Source organism: Kurthia sp. YJT4, assembly GCF_030219945.1.
Lineage (GTDB): Bacteria > Bacillota > Bacilli > Bacillales_A > Planococcaceae > Kurthia > Kurthia gibsonii.
Map to the genome: position 1 here is coordinate 410,358 of NZ_CP126689.1, position 22,365 is coordinate 432,722.

Consider the following 22,365-nt stretch of genomic DNA (forward strand, 5'->3'; position numbering starts at 1 on the left):
AAAGGTGTGTTTAAATTTGAAGTGGAAATGGATGATTGCGGGGGTACTGAGTTTACTATGTGTGTTTGCATTTACGAGTACACAAAGTCAGGCGGCGAGTGAGTATAAGGTAGCTGAAATCAAAACGACGAAAGCGAAATTTTACAAAACACCCTCTAAAAAAGCAAAAGCGACAGCAGTGAAAAGTACGGATTTAAAACGTACATACTATGTTCGCGAATCGAAAAAAGCAGATGGAACAACATATTATCGCCTTGAAAAAGGTGTAACATCGATGGGGTGGATTGATGGAAAAGTATTAAAAATTAACAATCGTACACTCCTTTCAAAAAAGAAACAGACAATGTATTTATTAGGCCGCAATAATGCTTATACAATGCCTGCGACAACATCGAGTAATCGATCATACAATTTAGAAATTCGTCGCGGTTTATCATTTGCGGCAGAGCGTTATGAAAAAGTAGGTACAACTTATTGGTATAAAGGGAAGATTGAAGGGACAACTAAATTGCGCTGGATTCGTTCAGATTTATTAACAACGAATGGCTTTGTAGGTGTTGATTTACGCAAACCTTCGAATGTTACAGCGAAAGATTTACAGGCACTTATTTTATCAAAAGGGCGTACTCCGGATAATATTCTATACAAGTTAGCGCCTGAGTTTATTAAAGCTCAAAGTAGTACAGGTGTAAGTGCACAATTTATGTTTGCACATGCGGCACTCGAAACTGGTTGGGGTGGCTCGACGATTTCGCAGTATAAAAACAACCTATTCGGCTACCAAGCATATGATACTTGTCCGATTACATGTTCAAAATATTTCCCTAAAGGTGAAGATGGTCTGAAATTATATGCTTCACGCATTGTGAATAATTATTTAACAGTTAGTGGTCCTTATTATTATGGTAAAAATGTATTAGCGATGAATGTAAAATACGCTACGGATCCATCATGGGGCGAAAAAATAGCAAATATCATGCAACAGATTAAACCGTATAATAGTTCATATTATAAAGGTGCAAAAGCATCGACGAAAAAAGTATCGATTGCACAAGATTTCGGCAGTGAGATTCCATCGACGAAACCACAGCCAAGTGCATTTGTAGCTTTACCTTCAAGTATTTCGGCAACAATTAATTCTTCAGGTGCATCAGTTTATTCAATTCCATATGTATATGCACCACGCGTGGGAAGTTATGCAAAAGGCAAAAAAATTACGTTAAAAGCATATCATATAGACGTAAAAGACTTTAAAAATGCAAAAGGTGCTCAGTCGCGCTGGTACAGAATTAGTTATCAAAATAAACAAGCATGGGTGAGCAGCGATCAGATTACAACAACGAACTTAGCGTTTACAACAGTCGATGCGACACTTCGTTCAAATGCAGGTACAAACTATTCTAAAGTAACAACAGCAAAGAAAAATACAGCGCTAAAACTTGTAACATCTTCAAGCAAACCCATTACAAAAAAAGACTCGAAAAAAGCAACTTGGTACCAAGTCTACCAACCAGGCTCAACGAAAAAAGTTTGGATTCGTTCAGACCTAATGAAAATCTATCGTTAAACTAAAGTAGGAATTACGTTATGATAACGTGATTCCTCTTTTTTATCACAAATATTAGGGGATTCCCTTTCGCGCGCGAGTTTGTCCCTTTCGAGGAACAGGATTCCCTTTCGCGCGTGAGTTTTTCCCTTTCGGAGACGGGGATTCCCTTTCGCGCGCGGATTTGTCCCTTTCGAGGAACAGGAGTCCCTTTCGCGCGCGGAATAGTCCCTTTCGAGGAACAGGAGTCCCTTTCGCGCGCGGAATAGTCCCTTTCGAGGAACAGGAGTCCCTTTCGCGCGCGGAATAGTCCCTTTCAACGGCATCGATTCCCTTTCGCGCGTGGATTTGTCCCTTTCGAGGAACAGGAGTCCCTTTCGCGCGCGGAATAGTCCCTTTCGAGGAACAGGAGTCCCTTTCGGCGGAGGCGATTCCCTTTCGCGTGCGGATTAGTCCCTTTCGGAGGCGAGGATTCCCTTTCGCGTGTGGAATAGTCCCTTTCGGAGAGCGAGATTCCCTTTGGCGCGCGGAATAGTCCCTTTCGGAGAGCGAGATTCCCTTTCGCGCGCGGATTAGTCCCTTTCAGTGGCGGGGATTCCCTTTCGCGCGCGGATTAGTCCCTTTCGGAGGCGAGGATTCCCTTTCGCGCGCGAGTTTGTCCCTTTCGAGGAACAGGATTCCCTTTGGCGCGTGGATTAGTCCCTTTCGGAGAGCGAGATTCCCTTTGGCGCGCGGAATAGTCCCTTTCGAGGAACAGGATTCCCTTTGGCGCGCGAAATGGTCCCTTTCGGCGAAGGCGATTCCCTTTGGCGCGCGGAATAGTCCCTTTCAGCCTCTGATCAGTCCCTTTCAGCCTCTGATCAGTCCCTTTCGACAAATATTATGTCCATAAGAATAGAGTTGTCATAGAAAATTTAAGTCTCTACCGAAAGTCCAGCCCTATCGAAACACTATCCCATGAAAAAACGAGTCACTCCAATGAGTCACTCGTCATAATTCCTTGCGCATATGAAAGTTTTGTAGGGCAATCTGGTTGCGTATCGCGATTTCTTCGCTCACGATGTCGTAGCCTTCGTGTTGGAAGAAGGGGACTGCTGTGGTGCTCGCCATTGTGTCGAGATGAATCAAGCCAAGTTGGTAAGCTTCTTCTTCGAGTTCAAATAGTAATTTTTTTGCAATGCCTCGATTTTGGTAGTCTTTGTGAACATAGATGCGGTTGATCTGTCCATCAAGTGTTAAATCAGCAAATCCGACAATTTTATGTTCGCAGCGTGCCACGTAGGAGATGTGTTCACGCAATGTTTTTTGCCAAGATTCGATGATCTCTTGGCGTCGTTCGTAAGGAGCCCATGCATTAAGCTGTGCGAGGCTGTAGTCTTTACGATTAATTTCATGTACGGTATCTAAGAATAAGTCGACAATCTCCTCTAAATCCGATTCACGATATTTTGAAATCTCCATGCCAACATCCTTTCTAACAACTATCCTCTTTTCAACTTACATGAAAAGGAAAAAAAGTACAATACTAACGTAAATAGCAATTTGAAAAATAGGACGTACCCCATGCTAAAAATATGATATGATAACTTACAAAAGGAGGAGAACAAATGAAAAAACAGTCAATCGTTATAGGACTTTTAGCTTCTACTTTTGTACTATCTTCGGCAACACAACTTCTGGAGCCGCCGACAGTACAAGCTGCGACAAAAGCTACCTATAAACAGAGTAACACAAGCCAATTGGGACAACTCAAATCACAAAAATCACGCATTTATACAGCACCTGGCTCGAAAAAGAGTGTAGTGGCATCAACTAAATACACGAACGAAATCTTCTATATTTCAAAAGTCGCAACGAAGACAGGTGACGAAACTTATTACCAAGTAAGTCGCCAAGCTGATCCGAAAAAAGCAGCACTCGGTTGGGTGAAGTCGAAGTCAATCACACGTAAAAGTTATAAGGTGATGACGAATACGAAAAAGACGCGCTACATTAAAGGAACAGGAACTGGTTACACGCGTCCGGGCGGTTTAGCACGTAATGTTATTTTTCCGTCAATGGCTCCCTATAAACATAAAACCTTCCTTAATGCCGAAACGGTGAAGGTAGGAACGGCAACATGGTATCGTGGTACAGTGAATAATCAGACGACATGGCTTCCAGCAACGTCACTAAGCGATCAAAAGCTCACAACTGCGACAGAAAAGCCTGTCGTGACGAAAGTATCACTTATTGCGCAACTAAACGATAAAAATACAATACTACAAACGGACTTAACGAATGACAAAACGAAGCAAACGGCTGGCGCGAAAGCACCTCATACATATGTGGTAAAACAGCAAGCAAGCTACAAGAAAAAAGTTTACTACAATCTAGGGACAATCGGTTGGGTGGAAAAAGACGCCGTTAAAACGCATTCTTATGGCGTAGAAAGCACACTCAATCAAAAAGCATACCTAACAGGCGGTGGATACGGTTATACGATGCCATGGGGCGCAGCAGACGATATTGTGACGAAGACGCTCACGAAGGGCAAATCGTTCACCATTTCAAAACAAGTGAAGATTGGCACAGCTCTGTGGTATTACGGAAAAACAGAAGATAACAAACTGATGTGGGTGCTATCGTCTCGCACGACAACGACAAATCCGACACCTGAACCAACACCGCCACCAGTGGAAGCACCTGTCTATCAAAAGATTTCAAAACAAGGGACAATCAAGTCGACAGCTGTACTCTATACTAACCTTGTGAAGCAGACGACACGCACATGGACGACTGCAGAGAAAACAGAGAAATTTACAATGAATCGTTCAGCAAAATTAGGCAACACGACCTACTATGAGCTATCACGCCTCTCAACAACAGGGAAGGACACTGTAGTAGGCTGGGTGAAGTCAACAGAGCTCAAGTCAGCAAATGTCCAAGCGCCTACAGCCTTATCAGAAGTCCTATACCTAACTGGACTGGGGAATGCGACGACCGTAGCAGGTGCGACGAATGCGAGTAATATTCGCTTTAAAGATTTAAAATCATATCCAGCAACGAAGTTCACTGCAACAAAACAACAAGTCATTAATGACACAACATATTATCTTGGCAAAATCGGTTCGAAATTTGCATGGGTGCGCGCCGACTACTTCGGTAACCCGTACCAATACATGAACCTTCGAAAAGTATCGAATATCACGCAAGCAGAGATGGAACAATTCCTTGTAGCATGGAAAGGTACGACAATCAAAAATAATAATCTATACAAAGCCATTCCTGTATTTTTAGATATGCAAAAACGCTATGGCATTAACGCACAGTTCATGTTGGCGCATGCGATCGTCGAAACAGGGTGGGGTAGCTCGAAAATCTCACAATACAAAAATAACTTCTTCGGCTATCAAGCCTATGATAAATGTGCGATGAGTTGCGCGCTTTACTTCCCAACAGGAAATGACGGCGTACAGTATTATGCAGATGCCATCTATCGTAAATATTTACGAGCAGGAGCCATCTACAATAACGGACCATCAGCAGCAGGTATGAATGTGAAGTATGCTTCGGATAAATCATGGGCGACGAGTATCGGACGCATCATGGGGAATATGAAACCATATGACGCCACTTATTATGACAAGGCGAAAGTCTCAACACTCGATCCAACACAACCTGTATTCAATTATACGAATGTTATTCCAGCAGGTAAGCCACTACCGCCAACTTATCAATTCTTTGATGCAGGTATCACAGCGACAGTGACGAAATTTACAACGGTTCGCCTACTGCCATCGGAATACGGTAAAGTACTAATGAATTACAACATCGGTACAAAAGTGACAATTGACGGAACGAATGACGATGTCGCAAGTACGTGGATGCGCGTGAAGATTCAAGGGCAGGAAGCATGGGTGCTGAAATCAGATTTACGCTTTATGAATTTAGCACGCACGACAACAGAAGCGAATGTCCGAAACGATGCGAGTACGACAGGCACAAAAGTTATCAAAGTATTAGACAAGGGCAAGTTCGTCAAACTCGTACAAGATGCATCGGGCAAAATCGTAACGAAGAAAGATGCAAAAGGTACCGTATGGAATCAAGTTTACGTACCAACAACTAAAACAAAAGGCTGGATTAGCTCAACTATCTTAAAAGTTCAATAAATGCCAGAGAAGATCGTTCTAAAAAAAGGACGGTCTTTTCTTTTTGTAACAAATCCGTTACAATCGTAAATTCAAAAATATGTAAAAAAAGATAGAATACAATCGCTATATAATAGGTAGAAACATCATGTGAAAAGTATAAAAAGTGATATGACAATTGTTACATGGTTAAAACATATTGGAAAATATATCCTAAAAATCAAAAATGAATCAAAAGGTATTAATGAAAGAATAAAGTGGTAATAAACTATTCTTTATAATAAGAATATTTCTTTTAGTCAAAATGTAACTAATAATTAAATGATAAAAATGACATTATAATGATATAGTCCTTTATAAGTGCAATATTTTGGAATAAAAAAAGGTGGAAAATCTTATCCTATTAGATGATAATTAGGCTAAGCATGGTTAGCTGACGATTTCAAACAGCAAATGCTAATCATATCCAATAAGGGAGGATTTTCATTCATGAGTAATTTCAAATTAGTCAAAACTGCAGCAGCCCTAGCTCTAGGTGCTTCAGTTGTAACATCAGCAGTAGCAACTACGGATGCATCTGCAGCAAGCAAATACAAAATCAAGTCTGGTAAATTAGTTTACGCTAAATCAGGTAAAGTAGTTAAAGGTTATGTAACTTACAAATCAACTGTTTACAAAAACGGTAAAAAACTTACTGGTTTAAAAGGCAAAACTTACTACAAAGCTGGTAAAAAAGCGACTGGTACTTACAAAGGCGCTTACTACGTAAAAGGCGTTAAAAAAGTAACTACTGGTACTTATAACAAAGCTTACTACGTAAAAGGTGTTAAAAAAGTATCTACAGGGATCTATAACAAAAAATACTACAAATACGGTAAAGTAGCGACTGGTACTTACAAAGGCGCTTACTACGTAAAAGGTATCAAAAAAGTAACTACTGGTACTTACGCTGGTTCTTACTATGTTAAAGGTGTTAAAATCGTATCTACAGGTCTTTACCAAGATCGTTTATACCAAGCTGGTAAACTTTCAAAAGGTTACGCTACTTACAAATCAATCCTTTACAAAGATTCTTACCAAAACGAAGGTTTAGCTCTATTCGAAGGTAAACTTTACGATGGTCCAGTTCTTAACAAAGGTTTAGAACTATTCGAAGGTAAACTTTACAATGGTTCAGTTCTTTCAACTGGCTTCGTTAAACACGACGAAAAATTCTACAACAACGGTGAATTAGCTAACGGCGAATTCGACGGCGTTGAGTACAAAGACGGCGTAGCTGTGAAGTATGAGGTTACTGATGTAAAAGCGATTAACGCTGAAGAATTACAAGTAACTTTCTCTGAAGCTGTAACTGAAGCAACTGCTGAAAATAAAGCTAACTATGAGCTTTCTGTTAATGGATTTAAAACTCCTGGTACTTCTGTATTCCAAGATATTCAATTGTCAGATGATGGAAAAACAGCTACTTTACGTGTAGGATCAGGTAAAGAATTTAAAAAAGGTGATAAAATCGTTCTTCAATCAAACGATGCAATCAAATTAGCTAAAAATGATAAGAAAGTTATCGCTAAACATGCTACTGATGAATTCTTATTTGATGTAGAAGTTGCACCAACTCTAGTTGCGAATCCAACAGCTACATTAAGTAATAAAGAAGTAACAACTCTTAACTTAACATTTGATCGTCCGGTTGCTTCAACAGTTACTTTAATTAAAATTGATGGAATTGAAATCTCTTCGAAATCGTTAACTCCAGTAAAAACTAATGGTGTTGAATTAGCTGGTGATTATCGTTATACTGTAGCAGTAAGCGTTCCAACAGCTTCTCAATTAAAAGATATTTCTGCTAATGGCGAACACAAAGTAGTTATCTATGATGTAAAAGCAACAGCAAATTCTTTAGCAACACATGTTGCACCGACTACTGGTACTGTAAATACATCATACACAATTGCTCAAAATACTGCTCAACCAGAAATTAAAAGCGTGACTGCACTTAACAGTAACAAATTCTTCCTAGAAACAAACCGTTCTGATATCACTTTAGCAGATGCTGTTATCGAAGTAAATAAAGGTACGCATACATTTGCTAAAGGTACAGTTGCAAGTACACCAGGTAACAATGTTGCGAATTCATCAAGTACTATGAATGCAGAAGTAGGCCATTTAAATGGAAAACCTGGTATTTATGTGGTAGTTACAGATAAAGCTACAACTGATGCTAACCCACTATACAAAGATGCTGAAACTTCAGCTGCTTTAAATGTTTCAGTTAAAAATCTTAAAGCTGATGGATTAGTAGGTAAAGATTATACTGGTTCAGTAACTTTAAATAAAGCTGATACAAAACCAAGTGTATATACTACATCTTATGATACAAATAACACTTCTACTTTAAATGATGATAAACTAAACGTAGTATTCAACAATAAATTGAATGCCGCACCAACAGTTTCAGATATCATTGTACGTGATAAAGATGGTGTTGTAATTACTGGTATCGCTAATGTAGCACTAGATGTTGCAACTGGTAAAACAGTTACTATTACTTTACCAGGTAATTTATCAACTCAAACTGCAGGAGCACCATACACTGTAGAATTTAAAGCTGATACAATCCGCAACGCTAAAGATTCTACAATCGCTGGTTACTCAGTTTTAGGTGCTAAAAATGATAAAATCGTTGCATCTGTATCTCCAGAAGATCAAAACTTCGGTTATGTTGCATTTAGTGATTTAACTGCTACTGCTACAGGAGCTAATAATAAAATTACAATTGACTATAAGAAAGATATGAAAGATTCTGCTAAAGATTTAGCTAACTATAAATATGATGGAGTTGCTTTCCCAGCAGGTACAACAATTGACTTTGTAGGTGGTAAACAACAAGTTGTTATTACTTTACCTAAAAATTCAATTCCAACAACTACTGGTTACAAATTAACTATTGATCCTAAAGTAGAAACAGCTACAGGTCAAAAAGTTGTAAAAGATTTACAATCTAAAACAGCGTTTGAAAAAGTAGTATCTTTAACTGATAATACTCAACCTACATTAAAATCAGGTAAGTATGTATTAGCAAACCAAGGTGATACAACTACTAAAGAACTTGTCGTTGCATTCTCTGAAGATTTAAAATCTACTTTAACTTCTACACAATTAAAAGATAACTTAAAAGTTGAGTTAGCTGGTGTTAAACAAGATCCATCTTCATATAATGTTGCTTTAGGTTCTAAATCAAATGAAGTAAAAATCACATTTACTAATGCAGTATCTATTAATCAAGAAGCCAAAGTTACTGTAGTACCAGATAACAATGGTGATATTGCTATTCAAGATGCTGAAGCAAATAACGTTAACTATGCTTTATCTGGTTCAACAGCTACAATCGCTGCAAATACAACTGAATTAGATGTTGCTGCAGCAGCTGCTCAACAAGCTGTAAATGCAGAAGCTGCTAAAATTACAAAAGCAGCTGTAGAAGCTAAACCTGCATTTGCAACTAATGCTTTAACAGCAGCACAAAGTCTTGTAACGGCTGGTTATAATGTAACAATTAAATCATCTGCTAACACTAACACTAACACAGCAATTAATAGTTCAACTGGTGCTGTAACAACTCCATCTTATAATACAGGTGATAAATCTGGTAATGTAACATTTACTGTAGCTAAAGATGGTAAAACTGCTGATGTAACTGTTAACCTAACTGTTGCTAAAGCCGCAATTGTTGCAGCGTCAGTAGTGTCTACACCAGCTGCTATTGTAAATACAAGTGGTACTACTACATTTACTATTACTCTAGTAGATAGCACTGGTGCAGCAGTAACAGGTTTAGCTTCAACTAAATTTGCATTTGCAAGTAATGCAGCAGCAGGTTCTTCTAAGTTAGGAACAATTGCAGTTGCTGAAGATACAACAACTGCTGGAAAATACAATGTAACAGTTCCTACAACTGCAACAACAGGAACTAATGCTACTGAAAACTTAACAATTACTGTTGATGGTGTGAATTTATCAACAACACCAACTGTAACAATTGCCATTTCTTAGTTTAGTTTTAGGTGCCAGGCACCGAAACAATTCTGACAATATGGTACAAATTAAGTCTTCAATCTCTTCGGGGATTGAAGGCTTTAACTTTGTTAAGATTAAATTTCAATCCTGTTTCTATCAGCATTTTAAATATATATTATATCCGTGAGAGTCCTAATGTAGCGATACATTAGGGCTTATTTTGTTTTAGGAGTGATTTTATGATTAGTAAGAGAGTAGATATTGTGAGTCTAAAAATGGTTAAGGAGAAAAGCTTGTTGTACTGCAATCGCAGAGTAAGATCTCCACAAGATGGTGCAGAGTTATTTCGAGAATTTCTAGGAGAAGTAGATCGTGAACATTTTCTAGTGATGTGCTTGAATACAAAGAATGAACCAACGCATTTGAATGTATGTCACATAGGTTCCTTGAATGCATCAATAGTGCATCCAAGGGAAGTGCTAAAACCAGCCATTCTTTCTAATGCAGCCTCAATCATGGTTTGTCACAATGATTGCTAGGTGCCAGGCACCAAAACAATTCTGACAATAGTCAACAAGGTAAGTCTTCAATCTCTTCGGAGGTTGAAGGCTTTTTCTTTATTAAGATAGGATTCTAATTATGTTTCTATCATCATTTCAAATATATATTATTATCATGAGAGTCCTAATGTAGCACTAAATTAGGAGTTATTTTATTTTAGTAGTAATTTTATGATTAGTAAGAGAGTAGATATTGTGAGTCTAAAAATGGTTAAGGAGAAAAGCTTGTTATACAGTAATCGCAAAGTAAGATCTCCACAAGATGGTGCAGAGTTATTTCGGGAATTTTTAGGGAAAGTATATTGAAAACATTTTCTAGTGATGTGCTTGAATACAAAGAATGAACCAACGCATTGGAATATCTGGCGCATTGGTTCTTTTAATGCATCCATTGTTCATCTAAGGGAAGTGCTTAAACTAGCCATTCTTTTTAAGGCGGCATCTATCATGGTTTATCACAATCCTCCATCGGGTGAGTGTACACCATCGTATTACTTTAAATAAAGCTAAAGATGATTTTAAAGTTGTAGTTAATGGTTCTGAAGTAAAAGTATCTACAGTAAAACGTGTTAATTCTGGTGAAAACAGCGACCATAAATTAGTTTTAGTTTTTAACCAACAAGTTAACTTAGATCAAGCAGCGACTGTAACAATCGTTGATGAAGATGCTCAAGCTGATAAAACTATGGCTGTTAAAGACGCTGAAGGTAACAAAGCAAAAGCTGGTTCAACTACAACAGCTTCAAACTACAAGTACAACGGTTCTTATGTAAGTGAAGTAGAACTAGTAGCAGCAAAAGCAGATGCAGAATATACAGTTAATAAATCAGCTTTAACAACGGAAATTGCTACACAAAAGACAGCAATTACAAATGCTACAACAATAGCAGCTGTACTTGCAACAGTTAAAGCTTTAGTATCAGACAATGCGCAGATTGATGCATTAACAGTGGCTGATATTGAAATTTCACAATCAGAATCAAAAGTAACAGTAACTATTAAAGTAGGCGCAGCGACAAAAACTTCAGCTGAAATTACTATTGAAGAATCAGCTTAATCCAACTCACATTCGTTTTTGACTAACGCATGAGTGAAAATTCAAAAAGGGCTTCGTACAGGGTAACCTGTGCGGGGTTCTTTTTTTGTTTTCGTAAAGATTTGATTGTTTTGGTGAGTATCTACCTTTTTGTTAATATTTGGTTTATTCTTCGTTCTTTTTGGTATAATTTGTGTATGTACATTTTAAAGGAGGTCTTTTGTGTGAAGACAGGTTTTTCATGGAAGCGTTTATTGGTTGTTCCTCTCTGTGCGACGTTTTTAGTAGCGGCTGTTCCCGATGGTCGTGCGGCACAGTCTGAGTTATCGCCAGAGCACATGGTTGTTCAAAATTTACCGGGGGCGTTGGATTATGTGACGGTCGCAGGTATTAAGAAGGGTGATGTGTTATACATGTATGATCATCCTTCCATGTATACACCAATTGAGGTGAAGACGGCGACAAGTTCGACATTGCAATTCTCTACGAAGAAGTTGAAGGATGAGCGTCAGACGTTGTATTTCATTTTAAAGCGTAATGGGCAGCAGGTTGGGAACTATGAGGCGATTACGACAGAGGCTCCTGCCATGCAGCAGTTGGGTGAGAGTGGTATGCATCTTGTGAATCGTTCGGGTTATACGGATTCGATCAAAATTCATGATGCGTATAAGGGTTATACGTATCGCGTGTACGAAACACAGGATCGTTCGCGTATGATTACATCTGTGCGTGCGTCAAAAGATGGTTATCTGTCAATCAATTGCGCACTACCGAAGTATGAGAATGCTTTTGAGCAAAAGGCTGTCTATGTGACGGTACAGGCTCCGGGAGCAGAGGAGAGTGCGGTACAGTCTTTATTATTAACGCCTGAGCAATCTCTTCCGATTAATGCAAAGACGGTGACCGTGAAGAATAATAAGACATATACGGATACGATTCATATTAATCCAATCAAGCCAGAGTCCATCGTACGTGTGTATCGTACGAAGAAGGAGACGACGTACGTTACGCCGGATACAGAAGCGTTTGAGCCGCCAGTTGTGGCAGAGCGTAAGGCACGTGCTGGTCAGACGACGGTCTATGTGCCTCAGCTTGGAACTGCGGCGGGTTCAGTCTACTTAACGATTCAAGAGCCGGGTGAGCTAGAGAGTGATCCTGTGCTTGTGAAGTATGCGAAAGAGAAGAAGTAGGGGGAAGAGTAAATGAAGTTATCAAAATGGATGAAGGTTGGGATCATTGCGCCAATCCTAGTAGGTTCTGTGTTCATCTGGAAGCAGCCTGAACATGTGGTAGCAGATGGCGATTATACATTGGATACGAATGTCATCGCTGTACAGAATAATAAGGGGACTTCGGATTATATTACGATTAATGAACTATCTACGAAGGATCAAGTTGCCATCTATACAGATGCGGCGATGAAGAAGAAAATCTATAGTACGACTGCGAAAAGCAGTACATTAAAAATCAAAACGAAGTCACTCAAAGATGCGGGTGGTACGTTATATGTCAGCATCAAGCATTCATGGTTATCAAAAGCAGATATTGGTAAGCTAACATATGCGGCAAGCCCGAACTATACGGCACCGCTTCAAAATACGTCGACATTGGAACTTGTGAATATTAAAGACGGTCAGGACATCTTCAAAATTAAGCGTCCGATTAAGAACGCCACATATCGCGTCTATGAAGATGCCGCTAAGAAGAAGCGTCTTCTACAAGTAACAGCTAAGAGTACGGCAACCATCTCAACGAATGTGGAGATCCCAAAAGACTATTCACTGCATATGCCGCAAACGGTCTATGTGACGGTACAGGAGAAGGGGAAAAAAGAGAGTCGTGCTATCGACTACACATCTGTTGATCCAGAAGGTATCGCACCACTTAAAGCAAGCCAAGTTACAATCACGAATAATAAAAACTACGCGGACGTTATCAAAATTACAGGACTTCAAACAGGCGACATGATTACAGTACGCTCAACAACTCTGCCAGCCCACAACTACGTGGTCGACCGCAAATCACCAGGCAGCACGATGTACATCTACATCGACCAATTGAGCCGCAAATCAAAAACGCTCGAAATCCTACGCACACCAGCAAACGGCGGCAACCACATCAAACCGCTCCAAGTGACATATAAAGCAGAGAAGTAACACCTAAAACCCAAGTCGGGCAGATTCCCCCCGACTTGGGTTTTTTCGTGGTTGGGGAGGTGGTTGTGGGCGAGTGACCCATTTTGAGGTGCGAGTGACCCATTTCTGCGCTCGAATGTCCCGAACCGAGCGCCGAGTGCCCCAACTGCCTCAGCGAATGCCCCGTTTCGTCGGTCGAATGTTCGAATGCACATTAGAATAGTCAATTGAAGTTCTAGCTCAGGCAGTTGGGGCGAGTGACCCATTTTCGCCCTCGAATGTCCCATTTTCACGTGCGAGTGACCCGCCCCGAGCGCCGAATGACCCAACCGCCTCAGCGAATGCCCCATTTCGCCGTTCGAATGTTCGATTTCACATTAGAATAGTCAATTGAAGTTCTAGCTCAGGCAGTTGGGGCGAGTGACCCATTTTCGCCCTCGAATGTCCCGTTTGCACGTGCGAATGACCCGAACCAAGCGCCGAGTGCCCCAACTCCCTCAGCGAATGACCCATTTCGTCGGTCGAATGTTCGAATGCACATTAGAATAGTCAATTGAAGTTCTAGCTACTCAAAAGCCTTGAAGAAAGTACGGAGAGTGAGTAGCTCAGGCAGTTGGGCGAGTGACCCATTTTCGCCCTCGAATGTCCCATTTTCACGTGCGAGTGACCCGCCCCGAGCGCCGAGTGACCCAACTGCCTCAGCGAATGACCCGTTTCGTCGGTCGAATGTTCGAATGCACATTAGAATAGTCAACTGAAGTTCTAGCTACTCAAAAGCCTTGAAGAAAGTACGGAGAGTGAGTAGCTCAGGCAGTTGGGGCGAGTGACCCATTTTCGCCCTCGAATGTCCCATTTGCACGTGCGAATGACCCGAACCGAGCGCCGAGTGCCCCAACTGCCTCAGCGAATGCCCCGTTTCGCCGGTCGAATGTTCGAATGCACATTAGAATAGTCAATTGAAGTTCTAGCTCAGGCAGTTGGGGCGAGCGCCCCATTTTCGCCCTCGAATGTCCCATTTGCACGTGCGAATGACCCGAACCGAGCGCCGAGTGCCCCAACCGCCTCAGCGAATGACCCATTTCGTCGTTCGAATGTTCGAATGCACATTAGAATAGTCAACTGAAGTTCTAGCTACTCAAAAGCCTTGAAGAAAGTACGGAGAGTGAGTAGTTCAGGCAGTTGGGCGAGTGGCCCATTTTCGCCCTCGAATGTCCCATTTGCACGTGCGAGTGACCCGAACCAAGCGCCGAGTGCCCCAACTCCCTCAGCGAATGACCCGTTTCGCCACCTGAATGTTCGAATTCACCAAAACAACTCAGCTCAAGTCCTCAAAACTTTTGCAAAAGAAGGCAAAGTTCTTAAACGATGGGGAAATACACATATGTTTTTAGATAGATGAATGCTTTTGGCTAAATTTGAAGCTCATTTTCTAAAAAAGCGGTTTTGGTATTTTGAGATGAATGTCTTAAGATGGAAAAAAGGGGGATTTGATATGATTCAGAAAAGTTTTATGCCAAATATCCGAATTGCTAGTTGGCGAAAATTGAATGTGCGTCTAAAAAATGAATCAGTCCGTCTACGTGTTGAGAAAGATTTGGCGCAAATGGAGGCAGGGGATTTCGGGGAGCGGGTGGTTGCGAAACATCTGGATCGCTATCGTCATGCGGAAAATATTCATATTTTTCATGATGTAATGTTAGATTGTGATGGCTTTTTTCAAATGGATTTTTTAGTTTTAACAGAAAGTTGTATCATCCTTTTGGAAGTGAAAAATATATCAGGTACTATTTATTTTACTAAAAACCCACAACAATTAATTCGGAAAATTGATGGGCAAGGGGAACAAAAATTAAGAAGTCCAGAAGTACAAGTCGAGAAGCAAATTTACAAACTGCGTGAATGGTGTATGCGACGTGGACATGAAATACCGATCTATGGAGCAGTTGTTTTTCCTACTTTAACAAGTATTGTGGATGGTTCGAACACAACAGCTACTTTACTTGATTTATACGAAATTGAAAATTATATTCTGAAAAATATGCAACAACATTCTCCTCATCTAGCTATGGATTCGTTAATTTTAAAATTAAAAAACGGTCAAAAATTGTATGAACCCTATGATTTAAGTGCCTATTATAAATTTGAATTCGCTGATTTACATACAGGATTTTTATGTCCTTATTGCTATAATTTCATGAAAAAATTAAATACAAGAACATGGCAATGTCCAGCGTGCCAGCAATTTAGTCGACAAAACGTGCTTGCTGATTTGAAAGAGTATTTTTTATATTTTCCAAAACCCGCTCATAAAAAAATCTTAAAAGCATGGTTGAGCGATTTATCGAGCAGTCGCTTTAAAAGAAGTTGGCAAAAGTTAGATTTACAAGTTCATTATCATCATCGTAAAGCGTTTTATAGTTTGAAAAATGAATCTACCCACCCTTGAATCGTCGCTTTCGGTACGTCAAACTGGTTTGCGGCGTGTCCAAGCGAGTGTTCTGTCGCCACGGTTTTCACAAGTTTTCGGTAGTTCGCGGTCGTCTTATGGATTACGTCGAGTCCACCGTCATGTCGCGTTGTTACGTGGCATGTCTGGCAGCGCTCGTAGTACATGGTCAATCTGATTGTAATCGTTCCATACTCATATGTGTACGAGTGGCGAATGTCCTGCTCCTTTTTATGATGAAGATGTCGTTTTCCACCACATGGACATATTTTGTCTCTTTTTGGTGTCGCATAGAGTATGTCGTCGATGAAGTCCAATTGAATTGTCAGTGGTATATTAAAAAATGTATGCATTAAAAAACTCCCCTTTTTCGAAAACAAGCTCTTTTTTCTTTTTATTTTCCTTCATTTTCAGAAAAAGACCTATTCAAAAAATTGCGTACGAAAAGTATGGGGAAATGATGGGGGAATAGAGGTTTTTCAAGGATTTCCCCATTATATACATATGAAAAAATTCATTCGGAAAACGTCGTTTCGCCAACATTCACACATTTTAGTAAGCTAGGTGTACCCAAGGGAATACAAGCATGGTCGACTGTGAGAAGCGAGTATGAGATGACGTTTGAAGCGATGTTAGAGAAGTTGGAGCCGATGATTTCCGCGCACATGCGCAAACTGCATATTTATAAGGAGCATGAGCAATTTCGTCAGTCTGCACGCGTAGCCATCTGGCGTGCGTGGCAACGATTCGATGCGGAAAAGGGCGATTTTGAACCGTATGCATTCCAGACAATTCGCGGTGCATTACTCGATGAATTGAAGATGAGCGCGCGTTACGAGGAACGATTCGTGCCAACAGAAGATGATGCCCTACATGAGCAAATTCAAGGAGAAGGGTGCCAGCGTACACGCGACTTCGTGGAATTCCTAGCACCCCACACGACACCCGAAGAATGTATGATTCTCCACGCCTATTATATCGAAGGGTACGATCACACCGAGATTGCGGCAATGCTTGGCATGAGTCGCGCCGCCCTACAAAAGAAGAAAAGCCGCCTGTTACTACGCCTTCGAAAAGAGATGAGTCGACCATAAGAAAAAGCCGCGATTTGCGGCTTTTTTGTTTGGAATCGCATAAAAATACGATGCTGTTTGAAGTAATTACTTAAATAACAAATATAAATAATATATTTTTAACATCGTTTCGGTAGAATTCCCCCATCTTCTATAAGTGGGGGATGAATACCGTTTAGTTTGAGGGTTACCGTTGGTGACTCGAAAAACGGATATAAAGGTCTTATCGCCTTTTTCTTTTAGCCTAGATGAGAACAAATGTTTCTTTTTGTTAAAATAAGGTATAATAAAATCAAGAAATCATCTTAAAAAGGAGGTAAACCTTATGGAACAATTGAAAGCCTACAAATTCAGAATTTACCCAACAGAAGAACAGGAGTTATTCTTTGCGAAGACGTTCGGTTGTGTCCGTAAGGTGTACAACCTTATGCTAGATGATCGAATGAAAAATTATGAAGAATCCAAACGCGATGGATCCAAAAAACAAAAATTCCCGACACCTGCAAAATACAAGACGGAATTTCCCTTTTTGAAAGAAGTCGATAGTTTAGCTTTAGCTAATGCACAACGTAACTTAGAAAAAGCCTATAAAAACTTCTTCCGCGATCAATCGGTTGGATTCCCTCGTTTCAAAAGTAAGAAAAACCCGATACAAAGCTATACAACGAACAATCAAAAAGGCACGGTTGCATTGATTGACGGTAAATTCCTCAAAATTCCGAAGCTAAAATCATTGGTCCGAATCAAGCTACATCGCCAACTGAAAGGTGAAATTCGTTCCGCGACCATCACACGTCATGCAAGCGGTATATATAAAATTTCATTGTTAGTGAAAGAGGAAATTAGGGCATTGCCAAAAACTAATTCAGCTATCGGCATTGATTTAGGCATTACTGATTTTGCGATTCTTTCAAACGGTCAAAAAGTCGATAATCACCGCTTTACGTTGAAAATGGCTCAAAAATTGAAACGTGAACAACGTAAATTGGCGAAAAGACGATTAGTAGCCAAAGAAAAGGGAATCGATCTCATCGATTCCTTGAATTATCAAAAGCAAAAACGGAAAGTAGCGAAGCTCTATGATAAAATCGTCAACCAGCGCGAAGATTTTCTTCATAAATTAAGTACAGACATCATCAAAAATCACGATGTCATCTGTCTTGAAAAGCTGAATACCAAAGGGATGATGAAGAATCATAAGTTAGCGAAAAGTATTGCCGATGTATCGTGGTCGAGCTTCGTTCAAAAGTTACAATACAAAGCCGATTGGTACGGCAAGAGCATTGTACAAATTGATACATGGTTCCCTTCTAGTCAGCTCTGCTCGCATTGTGGGCAGAATGACGGAAAGAAAGGTCTTTCGATTCGACAATGGTGTTGTACGAATTGTGGTACACAGCATGACCGTGACATCAATGCGAGTATCAATATTCTTAATGAAGGATTACGACTTCAGACGTTGGGCTAACAGCCTATACAAACCGTAGGAACTACGGGGTTCGCTCGGTCAAATAAGAGAAACCGCTGCAAGTAAAGAAATACACTTGCAAGTACGCTCTATTCCCAAGAAGCTCCCACTTCAAGCGTGAAGAACCGCAAGGTTTAGCTAAGTGGCGAGTAGTTCACATATCGTTTTACGATGACAGTCGTAGACAGTAAGACTACAGAAATTGAGCCGAATAATGGTTCTGAACTTGCGATGGCGATTAAACCAACACAAAAACCCGTCACAGCACAACTTAGTTGGAATGACAGTACGGATTATTATAAAGTAAAATTAGACCAAGCTGGTTTACTAAATGTTAAAATGACAGCGTACATGGAATATATGAGTGTACAAATTTTTGATTCTAATCTATATGAAGTCACAGATTGGAGTGAGGATTATAATGGTTCTGAGCTTTCAGGTAAGGTGAAACAAGATGAATATTATTTAGAAAAAGGAACGTATTATATAAAGGTTTCACAAGTCATTCATCGGTCTAGTACTGGTAAATATAAAATCGAAACAAAGTTTTCAAAAACACCTAATAATGAAAAAGAGCCGAATAATGGGCTTGAACAAGCTCAGAAAATCAAGTCGAATGTACAATCTGTGACGGGTTTAATTAGTTGGAATGATTCGTCTGATTTTTATAAAGTAGATGTTTCAAAAACAGGTGTATTGAATGTTCATATGACAGTTTATCAGAGTATGGAAATCAAAATTTATGATCGAGATGGTTATGAACTGTTGGATCGTTGGATTTCTAAATCGAGTAATACAAGTTCTGATAAATGGTCTACATCTTTAAATGTCAAAAAAGGAACGTACTATGTTCAAATTTATGGTAATACAGGACTTTATAAATTAAATGTAAAAGTACCCGAAATGTTACCAAAATCTCCAAAAGCCAAAGCCACGAAAACAAAAGTGACAGGCACAACGTATGCGAACAGCAAAGTCACAGTGAAAATCGGAAGCAAAAAATATACAGGCAAAAGTAATAGCAAAGGTGCATTCAGCATCAAAATACCAACACAAAAAGTAAAAACAAAAGTCTATGTATCCGTTACGACAGGTGCAGGAACAAGTAAATCAACTAAAGTACAAGTAAAATGAGCCGCGTATGCGGTTCTTTTTTTATTGTTGGACGAGTGACCCATTTTCGCCCTCGAATGTCCCGTTTTGACGAGTGAATGACCTGAATCGATGGGTGAGTGACCCAACAGCTTCCTTGAGTGACCCGTTTCGCCGGTCGAATGTTCGAATTCACAGTAGCATAGTCAATTCAAGTCCTTTTGAATTACTCAAAAGCCTTGAAGAAAGTGCGGAAAGTGAGCAATTTAGGTGTTTTAGACGAGTGACCCATTTTCGCCCTCGAATGTCCCGTTTTGACGAGTGAATGACCTGAATCGATGGGTGAATGACCCAACAGCTTCCTCGAATGTCCCGATTTGAGGGTCGAATGTTCGAATTCACAGTAGCATAGACAATTCAAGTCCCCTTGAATTACTCAAAAGCCTTGAAGAAAGTGCGGAAAGTGAGCAATTTAGGTGGTTTAGACGAGTGACCCATTTTCGCCCTCGAATGTTCCGTTTGGACGGGTGAATGACCTGAATCGATGGGCGAGTGACCCAACAGCTTCCTCGAATGTCCCGTTTTGAGGGTCGAATGTTCGAATTCACAGTAGCATAGACAATTCAAGTCCCCTTGAATTACTCAAAAGCCTTGAAGAAAGTGCGGAAAGTGAGCAATTTAGGTGGTTTAGACGAGTGACCCATTTTCGCCCTCGAATGTTCCGTTTGGACGAGTGAATGACCTGAATCGATGGGCGAGTGACCCAACAGCTTCCTCGAATGTCCCGTTTCGCCGGTCGAATGTTCGAATTCACACTGGAATAGCCAATTCAAGGCATAAAATTCCCAATGATTTTTATATAACAAATGGTATAATTAGTAAAAAGGAGTGGAGATATGAAAAAATTATGCATGATGATGATGTTGATTTTCACTATTTCCCTAGCAGGTTTAGCGATGAATGCGCAAGCAGCGGAAAATCCGACGCTTACTTCTGGGAAAGCTGTGGAAGGAACTCTGACAAATCAGAAGGAAATAACCTATCAAATCAAAGTGACAAAACCAAGTTATATCCAGTTGCAAGGGACGGCCTATTCGCCAATGCTATACATGGATTTAGTGGACCAAAAAAATAATGTGATTAAACAGTTACACAATGAATTTAGCGATTCAATGGAACAAACGCCAGCTAACGGTAAAGTGAGTGAATATCTTGAAGCGGGTACATACACAATTAAAATCCATCGCGGAGAAAATGAATCAACAGAAGCAGCAGATTATCGCTTGCTTGTAACGGTCAAGGCGAGTGCTGTAACAGAGATTGAACCGAATAATGGTTCGAAAACGGCGATGACTTTACCTGTGAACGCCAAAGCGATTAAAGGACAAATGAGTTTTGGAGATGCAACTGATTTTTACAAAGTTGAATTGAAGGAAGCTGGGAATTTATCAATTAAAGTGAAAGGCTATCTTCGTGACATGGTCGTAAATTTGTATGATCAAGATTTACAACGTATTTTCAGATTACCACAGTATTATTATGGTAATATTTTAACTGGAGTCACACAATCGAATAATATGTTTTTAGAAAAAGGAATTTATTATGTTCGTATAAATAATACAAGAGCAACAGGTTTATATGAAATTTCTGCACCTTTTGAGCCGACTAAAAATAATGATATTGAACCAAACAATGGCACATCCCAAGCACAACTAATTCGTCCGAATATAGATAAAATTACAGGACTATTAAGTTGGAATGATAAACAAGACTTTTATAAAGTGAATGTAACGAAAAAAGGAAATATGGAAATAGCTGTAACATTATCGAAAGAGGCATACATTTTAGTACAGGATCATGAGGGAAAACCTGTATATGAAAACTATATAGCAATACCAAATGGTGCGTATGATTATACATTTAAAAAGAAAATTCCTGTTGGGAAAGGGCACTATTACGTTAAAATTTTCATCTATGACAATAGCTATGGTCTATATAATTTGGCGGTAAACGTACCTGAAATGTTACCAAATGCGCCAACAGCCAAAGCGACAAAAACAAAAGTCACAGGTACAACGTATGCGAACAGCAAAGTCACAGCGAAAATCGGAAGCAAAAAATATACAGGCAAAAGTAACAGCAAAGGTGCATTCAGCATCAAAATACCAACACAAAAAGTAAAAACAAAAGTCTATGTATCCGTTACGACAGGTGCAGGAACGAGTAAAACAACTAAACTACAAGTAAAATGAGCCGCGTATGCGGTTCTTTTTTTATGGTAGTGGGCGAAATTCCCTTTGGCGCGCGGTTTTGTCCCTTTCGGAGGCGGCGATTCCCTTTGGCGCGCGGTTTTGTCCCTTTCGGAAGACGAAATTCCCTTTGGCGCGTGGGTTAGTCCCTTTCAGAGTGAGAAATTCCCTTTCGCGCGCGGAATAGTCCCTTTCAAATGCCAAGTTTCCCTTTCGCGCGCGGAATAGTCCCTTTCAATGGCGGAGATTCCCTTTCGCGCGCGGAATAGTCCCTTTCAAAGTGAGAAATTCCCTTTGGCGCGCGGAATAGTCCCTTTCAAATGCCAAGATTCCCTTTCGCGCGCGGAATAGTCCCTTTCAAATGCCAAGATTCCCTTTGGCGCGCGTGTTTGTTCCTTTCAGAAGCCGAGATTCCCTTTGGCGCGCGGTTTTGTCCCTTTCAAATGCCAAGATTCCCTTTCGCGCGTGGATTAGTCCCTTTCAGAGTGAGAGATTCCCTTTCGCGCGCGTGAATTAGTCCCTTTCAAATGCCAAGATTCCCTTTCGCACACGAATCAGTCTCTCACCATTGTTTATTTCACCGCTTAGTGAGATAATAATATGGAATAAT

Annotated in this window: 14 protein-coding genes and 1 pseudogene; 13 read left to right on the forward strand and 2 right to left on the reverse strand. The window is 40.1% G+C overall.

Annotation, left to right across the window (positions count from 1 at the left end; all coding sequences use genetic code 11):
- Positions 1–16 precede the first annotated feature (16 nt).
- Positions 17–1,567, forward strand: coding sequence for a glucosaminidase domain-containing protein (locus tag QN089_RS02045; RefSeq protein WP_285215837.1), 1,551 nt, complete (start codon positions 17–19; stop codon positions 1,565–1,567).
- Between the two features lie 969 nt (positions 1,568–2,536).
- Here QN089_RS02045 and QN089_RS02050 read toward each other — a convergent pair.
- Complete coding sequence (locus QN089_RS02050) at positions 2,537–3,007, reverse strand: GNAT family N-acetyltransferase (RefSeq protein ID WP_068455764.1); 471 nt, start codon at positions 3,005–3,007, stop codon at positions 2,537–2,539.
- Positions 3,008–3,153: 146 nt separating this feature from the next.
- Between QN089_RS02050 and QN089_RS02055 the strand changes: the two genes are divergently transcribed.
- From QN089_RS02055 to QN089_RS02085, 8 genes and pseudogenes are all read left to right on the forward strand, one after another.
- Complete coding sequence (locus QN089_RS02055) at positions 3,154–5,700, forward strand: glucosaminidase domain-containing protein (RefSeq protein ID WP_285215838.1); 2,547 nt, start codon at positions 3,154–3,156, stop codon at positions 5,698–5,700.
- A gap of 468 nt (positions 5,701–6,168) precedes the next feature.
- Positions 6,169–9,732 (forward strand): hypothetical protein, encoded by a 3,564-nt coding sequence (locus QN089_RS02060; protein WP_285215839.1) that lies wholly within the window; start codon positions 6,169–6,171, stop codon positions 9,730–9,732.
- 203 nt (positions 9,733–9,935) lie between these two features.
- Positions 9,936–10,226: pseudogene (locus QN089_RS02065) on the forward strand (JAB domain-containing protein); the annotation flags it as partial.
- A gap of 351 nt (positions 10,227–10,577) precedes the next feature.
- Entirely contained in the window at positions 10,578–10,760 is a 183-nt protein-coding gene (locus QN089_RS16010; protein ID WP_350310915.1) for a JAB domain-containing protein, read from the forward strand.
- Positions 10,729–11,313, forward strand: a complete 585-nt coding sequence (locus QN089_RS02070; RefSeq protein WP_285215840.1) for a hypothetical protein — start codon at positions 10,729–10,731, stop codon at positions 11,311–11,313. The genes QN089_RS16010 and QN089_RS02070 overlap by 32 nt, the downstream gene beginning before the upstream one ends.
- A gap of 203 nt (positions 11,314–11,516) precedes the next feature.
- Positions 11,517–12,482 (forward strand): hypothetical protein, encoded by a 966-nt coding sequence (locus QN089_RS02075; RefSeq protein ID WP_285215841.1) that lies wholly within the window; start codon positions 11,517–11,519, stop codon positions 12,480–12,482.
- A gap of 12 nt (positions 12,483–12,494) precedes the next feature.
- The gene (locus tag QN089_RS02080) at positions 12,495–13,448 is read left to right on the forward strand and encodes a hypothetical protein (RefSeq protein WP_285215842.1); all 954 of its coding nucleotides are present in this window, start codon (positions 12,495–12,497) and stop codon (positions 13,446–13,448) included.
- Positions 13,449–14,832: 1,384 nt separating this feature from the next.
- Positions 14,833–15,873 (forward strand): nuclease-related domain-containing protein, encoded by a 1,041-nt coding sequence (locus QN089_RS02085; protein ID WP_285215843.1) that lies wholly within the window; start codon positions 14,833–14,835, stop codon positions 15,871–15,873.
- On the opposite strand, the gene QN089_RS02090 is transcribed toward QN089_RS02085, so the two are convergent.
- The gene (locus QN089_RS02090; protein WP_285215844.1) at positions 15,840–16,226 is read right to left on the reverse strand and encodes a hypothetical protein; all 387 of its coding nucleotides are present in this window, start codon (positions 16,224–16,226) and stop codon (positions 15,840–15,842) included. The two genes, QN089_RS02085 and QN089_RS02090, sit on opposite strands and share 34 nt — an antisense overlap.
- A gap of 243 nt (positions 16,227–16,469) precedes the next feature.
- Between QN089_RS02090 and QN089_RS02095 the strand changes: the two genes are divergently transcribed.
- From QN089_RS02095 to QN089_RS02110, 4 genes are all read left to right on the forward strand, one after another.
- Positions 16,470–16,967 (forward strand): sigma-70 family RNA polymerase sigma factor, encoded by a 498-nt coding sequence (locus QN089_RS02095; protein ID WP_285215845.1) that lies wholly within the window; start codon positions 16,470–16,472, stop codon positions 16,965–16,967.
- Between the two features lie 304 nt (positions 16,968–17,271).
- Positions 17,272–18,414: an IS200/IS605 family element RNA-guided endonuclease TnpB gene (tnpB, locus tag QN089_RS02100; RefSeq protein ID WP_141275007.1), complete on the forward strand. Its 1,143-nt coding sequence runs from the start codon at positions 17,272–17,274 to the stop codon at positions 18,412–18,414.
- A 171-nt stretch (positions 18,415–18,585) separates the two neighbouring features.
- Entirely contained in the window at positions 18,586–19,548 is a 963-nt protein-coding gene (locus tag QN089_RS02105; protein WP_285215846.1) for an Ig-like domain-containing protein, read from the forward strand.
- A gap of 854 nt (positions 19,549–20,402) precedes the next feature.
- Entirely contained in the window at positions 20,403–21,758 is a 1,356-nt protein-coding gene (locus QN089_RS02110; protein WP_285215847.1) for an Ig-like domain-containing protein, read from the forward strand.
- Positions 21,759–22,365: the final 607 nt, after the last annotated feature.

Bases quoted from the DNA above. Each gene is read 5' to 3' on its own strand.
- QN089_RS02060 (WP_285215839.1), top strand. From the start codon at position 6,169: ATGAGTAATTTCAAATTAGTCAAAACTGCAGCAGCCCTAGCTCTAGGT.
- QN089_RS02105 (WP_285215846.1), top strand. From the start codon at position 18,586: ATGACAGTCGTAGACAGTAAGACTACAGAAATTGAGCCGAATAATGGT.
- QN089_RS16010 (WP_350310915.1), top strand. From the start codon at position 10,578: ATGTGCTTGAATACAAAGAATGAACCAACGCATTGGAATATCTGGCGC.
- QN089_RS02050 (WP_068455764.1), bottom strand. From the start codon at position 3,007: ATGGAGATTTCAAAATATCGTGAATCGGATTTAGAGGAGATTGTCGAC.
- QN089_RS02080 (WP_285215842.1), top strand. From the start codon at position 12,495: ATGAAGTTATCAAAATGGATGAAGGTTGGGATCATTGCGCCAATCCTA.
- tnpB (WP_141275007.1), top strand. From the start codon at position 17,272: ATGGAACAATTGAAAGCCTACAAATTCAGAATTTACCCAACAGAAGAA.
- QN089_RS02055 (WP_285215838.1), top strand. From the start codon at position 3,154: ATGAAAAAACAGTCAATCGTTATAGGACTTTTAGCTTCTACTTTTGTA.
- QN089_RS02090 (WP_285215844.1), bottom strand. From the start codon at position 16,226: ATGCATACATTTTTTAATATACCACTGACAATTCAATTGGACTTCATC.
- QN089_RS02110 (WP_285215847.1), top strand. From the start codon at position 20,403: ATGAAAAAATTATGCATGATGATGATGTTGATTTTCACTATTTCCCTA.